Source organism: Collinsella sp. AF02-46-1, assembly GCF_003465825.1.
Taxonomy (GTDB): domain Bacteria; phylum Actinomycetota; class Coriobacteriia; order Coriobacteriales; family Coriobacteriaceae; genus Collinsella.
This window is the reverse complement of the sequence record NZ_QSBV01000016.1, coordinates 50,575-60,089: the sequence shown is the minus strand read 5'-3', so window position 1 is coordinate 60,089 and position 9,515 is coordinate 50,575. Positions and strand designations below refer to the sequence as shown.

Genomic DNA, 9,515 nt, shown 5'->3' with positions numbered 1-9,515 from the left:
GCTGGGGTAGAGGTGGTAGAAGCCGTCGAAAAGGCTCTTGAAGCCAAAGGCTTGCTGCCAGTCCGCCATTCCTGCGCGCGCCATGCCCGCGCGGTTGTAATGGTTGAACCCGGCGGCGCTCGACATGCCCGAGCCGATGCCGACGATGATGGCGTCGGCATCGTCGATAAGGCTTCGAAGCCTACGCGCTTCTCTTTCTAGGGGTGGCATCGGGCGATCTCCTCGAAAGCCGGGGTCATATCGCCGTCAACGAGAATCGTCTCGCACGAGGCGTCGGGCGCAATGGCCTGGCTGTAGTTGAACACGATGTAGGTGGCGTGCTCGCAGACGTTCGCGATCTGGGCGAGCATGTGCTTTATGATGCCGTTGCGCAGTCCCACGCCAAGTTCGAGGATGGCGACCCTGCCGTTGCGATGGGCTTGCACAAGGCGCTCGAGCTCCTCGAGCTGGGCCGTGGCGAGGGCGTCTGGATGGGCGAGACGCCGCTCGTCGATCGACGTGCGTATGCCCCCCTCCGTCTCGAGCACGCGGTTCTCGTTGAACCCTGCGCGTACGAAGTGCCCGTCGATATTGCACGTGATCACGAAGGTGTCAGCGTGCTCTGTAAGACGCCGCAGCCCGTTCATGAGCGGGCTGGGCTCATACTCGACATACTCCTTTTGATGGAACCGCTCGACCCATCGGCTTCGCACGCTGGCATCCGGGGAGGCGAGCCCCTGCAGTATGCAGCCGATGCCGTCGGCCTGAGCGAGGTCGCCGTACGCCTCTCGGAAATGAGCATCGGCGCAGAAGAGGTTGAGCCTCTCTGCCATGCCCAGCCCGTTGCTGGCGCCGATGATGACAAGATCCGCCTCGGCTAGCGCCCTGCCTATGCGAACTGCTTTCACCGTTTCCATGTGCTACCTCCCCAGCGTCTTGCGCACGTCGGCGAGCACGTCGGCGATGTCGGCGCGAACGGCGAGCCCCCAATCCTCGATCGCGCGGGGGAGAAACTGCGTCCTGTTGTTCACGGCGATGTAGCTAGCCTGCGACAACTGCGCCGTGAGGGCCCAGAACGGCTCCTGGATAAACGCGGGCGTCATGCGGCCCACGCCCAGCTCGAGGAAAAGGATCCTCTGCCGCGCGTGCGCGTCGAGCCAGTCGGACACCTTGTGGTACTGCTCCTCGTAGAGCTCGCCCTGCAGGAAGTTGCCGTAGCCGCGAACCCAGGGGAACGCCTCTGCCCCGCAGTGCGGGCAGCGCGGCACGAGCTCTGTCGGAACCTCAAGGCCGTCTCCCATGGCCTCTACCATGTTGGAGACCGGCTCGACCGCATCCCACACCGCGTCGGTGCAACAGCGGGAGCACTGAAAGAAGCGGTGGTCGCCTTGGATCTCTGCCACCTTCTCCCAGGGGTAGAGCTTCACAAACTGCGTGTCCTGGTTGGTGGTGAGCACGAAGAAATCCTTCTCGGCGAGAATGGCGTCGAGGTCCTTGTAGGGCTTGCGCAGCGGGGCGTTGAGCGTGGTGTCGAGGAAGGTGGCGAGGTATCCCCAGCGCGCCTCGGCGGTGGGCCAGCGGTAGAACGACCCCTCGAAAGCGCCCTTGAAACCGTAACGCTCGGCGAATTTGCCGAAATGCCTGCGATAGGTTGCGTTGTCCTCGTAATAGAAGTCGCCGCCGCCCGCCGCGGAGAGCCCAGAGGCCCCGCCCACCAGCACGCAATCGGCTTCCTCGATCATGCGGGCGAAGTCCCTGATTTGCTGGTCGTAGGGCTCGGGCTCGCGGTCACTCAGCTCATAGGGCGTGCCGCCGCTGCGGTAGGCGGCCTGAAGGGAAAACGATTGGTTGGTGAGCTCGATAACGAGCTGCTCGTACAGGGTCACTGGATACCTTCTTTCAGCTATTATAAACAGGTGTCTATAAAAAGTATCCATGTCGATTTGCTTAAGAGCAATGAACAGCTTCGGCCTGCTGTCGATAAACGAGCGTTTGCCGGGCATTGTCGAGCGTTGCAATTGGAGGGGTAATGGAAGCGGGGAAGATCGATCGTCGCCGACGCTATACACTCTCGGTCATACGGGAGGCGTTCTTCGCGCTGCTGGCCGAGGTCGGCTTCGCGAAGATGACGGTAGCGGATATCTGCCGACGCGCCGATATCAACCGTGGCACGTTCTATCTGCACTACGAGGACAAGTTCGCCCTGCTCGACGCGCTTATCGACGAGGCCTTGGCGGCGGTGCCGCCGCTCGAGGGAACGGAGGCGGGCGCCCTCTGCCAGCGTCCGCCGGCAAACGATGACTATTATCTGCTCTACTCGGATGACGACGCGTACGCCCGGGTGGCACAGCGCGTCGTCGAGCGCGGCGCCGAGCAGATGGTTCCCTCGATCATGGAGGAGACTGGGCTTTCGCGCGAGGACGCCTATCTGCTCTTTGTCCACAACGTCCAGGGAAATCTCGCGGTCAACCGCCTACTTGGTTGGAGGCGGGGACCCGAGTTCGCTCACGCCCAGGAGCTGCTCAGCGCCTATTCCGAAGGGGGTCTGCGGGCGGTATCCGCCCGCTATGATTCTCGTAGTTCATCTTGACCACGGGTTCATTTCAGGTAAGTAGTGCAGCTATGAGCTGAGGATAAAGCGCCATCGTGTGCCCCGCGCTCTCGACTTCTCGGCAGAAATGTGAGCCTTTGGTCAATGTATCTCAAGATTGAGCGTTGGCTCCGCTTTTGATTTGGTGACATGACGGAGTGCGACGGCATGGCATTGTCGCATCGCTGTGCTGTCGCAGCGCCAGACGTCTTCGTGGCCGCCGTTCAGCCCTCGTCGAACTCCTTCAGCCGGGAGAGGCAGCGGTCCAGAAACCCGCTCCTGGCTTGCGCGGCAAGGAGTCCGTCGCAGAAGCGGTCGCCACGAACGCACCACGTGATGCATGCGCGTATCAGGTCAATGTCCCCATGGTCGATGTCACAGCTGTCTATGCCTTCCGAGGTGTCGATGCTATGGCGTTCAAGCGTCTCGAAGTAGCTGGTGTCCGCGAACCCGTCCAGTTCATAGAAATCGTCGACGAAATCCTCGAGTCCGAGCGTCCCGCCCCCAAGCTCGACATTCATGTTTCTGTCCGTCAGCTTGCCAGCGTACTTGGTTAGTCTTTCGAACGTGTTCGCTCCTTAGCTCAAAAGTCCGTTGTCGCCCAGGTAGTCCACGAAGGCATCGATTATCCGTGCCGTGCGAGTCGCGATGTCTATTTCGGTGAAGTCTTCCATGACTTGTGTCAGGCGCTTGAGTTCCGCGATCTTTGTTCCGGCTTTGCGCTTGCCATTGCCGTCGGTGTATCCCTCATAGTACTTGCGTTTATCGCAGAATCTGTAGTCGGCCGCGCGGATGTTTACACGCTTCTCGAGCAGCGCCTTGTTACCCAGCGCCTCCAGGTTGGATTGGTCGACGAGCGGGTCTACCTCGTTGCGCTTCTTGGCATAGATGTGCTCAATTTCGAGCGTGGTGTCTAGGTCCATGAGTGGTTGATCTGGGTCTGCGTACGCCCACCAAGTGAGCATGGACTTCGTTACAGGCCTGCCGTTGGTGAACACGTAGGTTCGGAATCGCTCAGCAATATTTGCGCGATTGAAGTGGTGGTTGGGAAATTCCACCGGGCGGTGCTCCACGATGTTGATCATCTCGGGATACACTGGCGAACGCAGCGCATTTACGCCGGGACGCTCAATGGCGTAGGCGAGAACGAATGCCGTGATCTTGTTTAGAAAGCCGTAGAGTGCCTCGTCATCGAGGACACTTTTGCTGTCGCGGTTGGCAAGGAACCAGACGCTTAGCAGATAGGTCCACATGCCGTTGGGGGCGTAGTTCAGCACGAAGAGCCTGCGGAGCACGCGCTCACTGAACCCTTCCTGCGCATCGACGCGTTTCCAGAAGCCGAGCAGCGCCTCGAGATCGTCGAGCGTGGCGTCCTCCTTGAGCATGGCGTAGCCATCGGCACCGAAGAAGTCGCGCAACGATGCGGTGGTCGTGTCGCGGATGCCTTTCTTTGCGCGGCGGTAGTACATATAGCGCGTAAATAGCTCATCGGTTGGTGTACCGCGCATGGGCCGGAAGATAGCGTTCGCTCCCTCCTCGAGCGCCTTCCAGCGACGGATGAACTCGTCCTTGCGCCCCGTGTCGGAATAATGCTTGTAGAACTGGCTTTTGAAGATGTCGGCATCCGAGAGAGGCAGCCCTCGGTCGTTTAGAGTCGAGAAGATGCGTAGCGCGGTGTCCTGCGACTCCGCTTCAATGGGTAACAGTATCACATTGTTGATGACGCGTGTGGCCATGTAGACGGTGTAGGTGGGCCACTCGCTCACCAGTTGTTCAATTTTCCTCTGGAAGAAAGCGAAGTTGCGGGCATAAGCGCTCTTCCAGCCATCGCCTACGTTGCCCTCTCGTAAAATCTCGAGGAATTCATTCTTGTCGTTGTCCGATGCAACCTCGGAGTCGATCTTGAGGCGCTCCATGTCGGGCTCGTCGAACTCGTCGGTTTTCCATACACAACGGGCGATTGCCTCGCGCATCTTCACAGACTGCTTATCCTTCATGTTGGTGAACTTGTCGTAGAACGCGCGGAGCAGCAGCATGATGGTGGTGAGGCGCTGCTGGCCGTCAATGATCTCGAGTTGACCAGAGAGGTTCTTAAAGGTGACGATGGGTCCTAGAAAGTATTCGTCGTTCTCGCTGTCGAAACGCTCGTAGTCATCGCCTGGAAAAGCGAACGAGAACAGGTCGTCCCACAGCGTTGCGCATTCATCCTCGCCCCAGGCGTAGGGCCTCTGGTAGTCGGGGATGAGGAAGTCCGATCGCTTATCGGTGAGAAGATCGCGAATCGATCGCTGGTCGATGTTGAGCTTGGACATGAGCTGTACCTTCCGCGCAGGAACAATCAAGATGGACAGATTATATCGCCGAAGTCGTCATTCGCTCTATTGCTGCGAGCTACTGAATCTAGCAACCTCTGGCCAACCCTTACAGTTTCATGTCGTGATCCATATCGGCGCCGATCAATGCCCGTGATGCTTCTGCTTGCACCTTCTTTGGAGAGCGCGAACGAGAGATGCGATCTACAGACGACTGAATAGCTCCATTCATTTTGGTTACAAAAAAACATGCCGCGCGCCTGCAGCATGAAGGAGAGGGAATCCTATGAAAATCGTTGTATTGAGTGGTAGCCCGCGCAAGGGCGCCAATACCGACACCATGGTCGAGGCGTTTGCCGAGACCGCGCGTGAGGGCGGCCATACGGTCGAGGTCATCCGCGTTGCCAGCAAGAAGATCGCCGGCTGCTTGGGATGCCAGTACTGCTTCGCCCATGAGGGCGTCTGCGTGCAGAAGGATGACATGGTCAACGTGATCGAGTCGTTGAAAGACGCAGATATGGTCGTCTTTGCCTCGCCTATCTACTGGTTCGATATCACCGCGCAGGAGAAGGCTGTCATCGACCGCCTGTACGCCTTCGGTGCTACGGGCTTCCCGTTCACCAAGACGGCCCTTTTGCTCGATAGCCACAGCGAGGGCGTCTATGATGCGGCGATCGCCATGTACAAGTCCACGTGCGCATACTGCAAGTGGGAGGACCAGGGCATTGTCACCATCAGCGGTATGACCGAGCGCGACAGCATGGCCTCCTCGCCCAAGCTGGAAGAGGTGCGAGAGCTCGCTCGCAAGCTCGCCTAAGGGCAAGAAGAGCGCATGGCAATCGGTGTTGGTGGAAATGCTTGCTGTCCTTACCGAGAGATAGGGGCGAATTCCCTCAAGTGCCGTATAGAACAATTTTTAAACGCAGAAAAATAACTGAAAACAAATTAATCCGCGTTAAAATATTGTCAAATAGAAGTTCATGAGGGAAGGTTACGTATGCGTCGCAAGGCAGACGAGCTCCTTAGGGAATGGCGAGACAGAGCTGATAGAAAACCTTTGCTGGTCAAAGGCGTGCGCCAGTGTGGCAAGACCTATCTGCTCAGAACGTACGCCCGGGATCTTTTCGAATCGGTTGTCTACGTTAATCTTGAGAACGACCGGTCGGCGCGAGCGGATTTTTCGGGCGGTCTTGACCCTCATTCGATCGTACGTGCGATCGAGGCTCGTACGGGACGGCGTATCGTGCCTGGCAAAACCTTACTGTTCATTGACGAGATCCAGGCATGCGAGGAAGCGCTCACTTCCCTTAAATACTTTTGCGAAGATGCTCCCGAGTATTACGTTGCGGCTGCCGGGTCGCTTCTTGGGGTTGCCATTAACCATCAGTCGTATTCGTTCCCCGTCGGAAAGACCGACTTGATTGAGATGACTCCACTCGATTTCGAGGAGTTTCTCTGGGCGATGGGGCACGATCAGCTGGTCGACGAGATACGCTCATCATTCGAGATAATGGGTCCTCTTGCGCCAAGCCTTCATGAAAAGGCGCTTGGGCTCTATCGACAGTATCTTGTTGTTGGCGGAATGCCCGAGGCGGTCCAAACGTACATCGATGATCAGTCAATCATTGATGTGGCCGAAAAGCATCGGATTATTCTCGACGGATATTCCGCCGACACCAATAAATATGCTGATGAACGCTTGAGTGCAAAGACGCGTGCGTGCTTCGATTCCATTCCACAGCAGCTTGCCAAAGAGAATCGTAAATTTCAATACAAGGTAGTGCGAGCGGGGGGCAATGCGTCTCTCTTTGGAGATGCTCTCGATTGGCTTGTATTGTCGGGTACGGTGGCGCGCTGCAGCCTAGTCGGGCAGATCGAAAGCCCCTTAGAGGCCTTCGTTAACCCTTCTGCTTTTAAAATCTATCAGGCGGATACAGGGCTGCTGGTCTCCAAGGCCGGTGCTCAACGCGCCGATATTCTTGCCGGTATCGGCGGCACATTCATGGGTGCACTTACCGAAAACTACGTTGCCCAACAGCTTTCAGCCATGGGTTATCCACTGCATTATTGGGCGCGAGATAATCGTGCGGAAATCGACTTTGTAGTAGAGAAGCAGGGATGCTTGTCTGCGATTGAAGTCAAGGCGGGGGAGAACACAAGATCTCGAAGTCTGTCCTCACTTAAAAAGACCCATCCGGGCGTGCGCCTTATCAGGCTATCGACTAAGCCCTTTGGAATGAATGATGGGCTTATGTCTGTTCCGCTTTATGCGGCATTTTGTCTATAGGGATGATGCTGGTGTAATGCATGGGGCCCGGGGCGCAGCGTTTACTGCGCTCCGGGCCCCGCTGCTTTGTAAAACCATGACGGTTTAGTCGCCGTTGTTTTAGTCAAACAAACTCGGCATGTCATTTTCCTTCATGAGGGCGCCGGCGGAGGGCAGGCTCTGCGCGGTGAACTTCTCGGCCGAGACGCCGGCGCCAAGGATTTCCTCGGTCGTGCCGACGGTGGTGACCGAGCGGCCCTTCTTGGCCGTAAAGGCCTGGACGCCCTGCGTGTTGGTGGTCGTCTTGGTCTTGAGCAGCGACGTGTTGAAGTTCATCAGGCGGTAGTCGCTCGAGACCAGCGCGAGGTCGCGGTCCTCCTTGAGCACCTGCGCATACAGCAGCTTGCTGCCGCCGTAGATGGCGTTCTTAAGGCGCTTGCGGTTGGTCTTGGTAGCGTATCCAGAAAGCGCGACACGCACCACGCGGCCGTTCTCAAAGACGAACAGCACGTCGGCCTTGTAGTCCTCGGGGTCGATGACCCAGATGACGCTCTCGTCGGGTTCCATCTCAAGATCGGTCGGAAGGTACGAGCCCAGCTGGGCCGACTTGGTGTCCTCAAACGCCGCGACCTTGCACTTGTACACCTGGCTCTTGTTGGTAAAGACCAGCAGCTCGTGGGTGTTGGAGGACGGGAACTCGATAAAGGGTTTGTCGCCGTCCTTGTACTTGAGCGTGGTCGCCTTCTTGAGCACGCGGTCCGTCATCTTCTTTAGGTAGCCATCGCGCGAGAGCATGATGGTGACCGGGTACTCCTCGACCTCGGGCTCCAAGCTTACCTCGATAACCTCATGGGGCTCGATCCTGCCCGTGCGGCGCGGCATCACGTACTTCTTGTTGACCGCTGCTAGCTCGTCGCTGATGACCTTCTTGATGTTCTCCTCGCTGGAGAGGATCTCCTCAAGCTCGGCAATCTCGCCCTCGAGCTTGGCGATGTCCTTGGTGCGGTTGAGGATGTACTCCTCGTTGATGTTGCGGAGCTTAAGCTCGGCGACAAACTCGGCCTGGGTCTCGTCGATGTCGAAACCCTTCATAAGGTTGGGTACAACCTCTGCCTCGAGCTTAGTGCCGCGGATGATGGCGATGGCCTTGTCGATGTCGAGCAGAATTGCCTCAAGGCCGTGCAGCAGGTGCAGGCGCTCGGACTTTTTGCCCAGGTCAAAGTTAATGCGGCGACGCGTGGACGCAATACGCCACGCGACCCACTCGTGCAGGATCTGGCGCACGCCCATAACACGGGGATAGCCGTCGACCAGCACGTTGAAGTTGCACGAGAACGAATCCTGCAGCGTGGTCGAGCGATAGAGCTTCGCCATGAGCTTGTCGGGGTCGACGCCGCGCTTGAGGTCGATGGCGATACGCAGGCCCGAAAGGTCGGTCTCATCGCGGATGTCGGCGATCTCCTTGACCTTGCCCTCCTTGGAGAGCTTGACAATGCGCTCGATGATGACATCGGTCTTGGTGGTGTAGGGAATCTCGTAGACCTCGATGATGCGCTCTTCGGGAATCCAGCGCCAGCGGGAGCGAATCTGGAAGCTGCCCAGGCCGGTCTCGACGATCTTCTCCATCTCCTCGCGGCGGTAGATAATCTCGCCGCCGGTCGAGAAGTCGGGCATGGGCATGTACTCGAGCAGGTCGCAGTCGGGATCCTGCAGGTAGTGCATCGTGGCGGTGCAGACCTCGTTGAGGTTGAAACCGCAGATGTCGGACGCCATGGCGACGCCGATGCCCTTATTGGCCGAGACAAGGATGTTGGGGAACGTGGTGGGCAGCAGGCGCGGCTCCTTCATGGCGCCGTCGTAGCTGTCGACGAAGTCGACCGGGTCCTTGTCGATGTCCTTGAAGATCTCGGCGCTGATGGGGGAGAGCTTGGCCTCGGTGTAACGCGAGGCGGCGTAGCTCAGGTCGCCCGAATAGTACTTGCCAAAGTTGCCCTTCGACTCCACGAAGGGGGCAAGCAGCGCTTCGTTGCCCGTCGCCAGGCGCACCATCGTTTCGTAGATGGCGGCGTCGCCGTGTGGGTTGAGCTTCATGGTCTGGCCCACGATGTTGGCGCTCTTTTGGCGCTCGCCCTTGAGCAGGCCCATCTTGTACATAGTGTAGAGCAGCTTGCGGTGCGAGGGCTTAAAGCCGTCGATCTCGGGGAATGCACGCGAGACGTTGACGCTCATAGCGTAGGGCATGTAGTTGACCTCGAGCGTCTGCGTAATCGGCTGGTCGGTGACCTCGGAGTGCAGGCCGATGACGTTCTCGGCGTTGACCTGCTTTTTCTTTGGCTGGTTCTTCGTCTTCTTCTTTGCCACGATTTCC

General features: G+C 58.1%; 8 protein-coding genes and 1 pseudogene. 3 read left to right on the top strand and 6 right to left on the bottom strand.

From position 1 onward, the window contains the following. From DWV20_RS07725 to DWV20_RS07715, 3 genes and pseudogenes are all read right to left on the bottom strand, one after another. A pseudogene (locus tag DWV20_RS07725) lies at positions 1 to 210 on the bottom strand (hypothetical protein); the annotation flags it as partial. After that, the gene (locus DWV20_RS07720) at positions 198 to 812 is read right to left on the bottom strand and encodes a hypothetical protein (protein ID WP_147346317.1); all 615 of its coding nucleotides are present in this window, start codon (positions 810 to 812) and stop codon (positions 198 to 200) included. The gene DWV20_RS07720 and the pseudogene DWV20_RS07725, both read right to left, overlap by 13 nt. Positions 813 to 899: 87 nt before the next feature. Then, positions 900 to 1,865 (bottom strand): hypothetical protein, encoded by a 966-nt coding sequence (locus DWV20_RS07715; protein WP_199411147.1) that lies wholly within the window; start codon positions 1,863 to 1,865, stop codon positions 900 to 902. 143 nt (positions 1,866 to 2,008) lie between these two features. On the opposite strand from DWV20_RS07715, the gene DWV20_RS07710 reads away from it, so the two are divergent. Then, entirely contained in the window at positions 2,009 to 2,569 is a 561-nt protein-coding gene (locus DWV20_RS07710) for a TetR/AcrR family transcriptional regulator (protein ID WP_118256735.1), read from the top strand. A gap of 224 nt (positions 2,570 to 2,793) precedes the next feature. Here DWV20_RS07710 and DWV20_RS07705 read toward each other — a convergent pair whose 3' ends face one another. After that, positions 2,794 to 3,090 carry a DUF6508 domain-containing protein gene (locus tag DWV20_RS07705; RefSeq protein ID WP_118256734.1) on the bottom strand — a complete coding sequence of 99 codons (297 nt, stop codon included), beginning with the start codon at positions 3,088 to 3,090 and terminating at the stop codon, positions 2,794 to 2,796. Between the two features lie 57 nt (positions 3,091 to 3,147). Further along, positions 3,148 to 4,881 (bottom strand): DUF262 domain-containing protein, encoded by a 1,734-nt coding sequence (locus tag DWV20_RS07700; RefSeq protein WP_117636929.1) that lies wholly within the window; start codon positions 4,879 to 4,881, stop codon positions 3,148 to 3,150. Positions 4,882 to 5,167: 286 nt separating this feature from the next. On the opposite strand from DWV20_RS07700, the gene DWV20_RS07695 reads away from it, so the two are divergent. Together DWV20_RS07695 and DWV20_RS07690 are read left to right on the top strand one after the other, a co-directional pair. Further along, positions 5,168 to 5,698: a flavodoxin family protein gene (locus tag DWV20_RS07695; protein ID WP_118256733.1), complete on the top strand. Its 531-nt coding sequence runs from the start codon at positions 5,168 to 5,170 to the stop codon at positions 5,696 to 5,698. A 180-nt stretch (positions 5,699 to 5,878) separates the two neighbouring features. After that, entirely contained in the window at positions 5,879 to 7,168 is a 1,290-nt protein-coding gene (locus DWV20_RS07690) for an ATP-binding protein (RefSeq protein ID WP_118256732.1), read from the top strand. 99 nt (positions 7,169 to 7,267) lie between these two features. Here the strand turns inward: DWV20_RS07690 and DWV20_RS07685 are convergent, their stop codons facing one another. Next, positions 7,268 to 9,508 (bottom strand): DNA gyrase subunit A, encoded by a 2,241-nt coding sequence (locus DWV20_RS07685; protein WP_118256731.1) that lies wholly within the window; start codon positions 9,506 to 9,508, stop codon positions 7,268 to 7,270. Positions 9,509 to 9,515 lie beyond the last annotated feature (7 nt).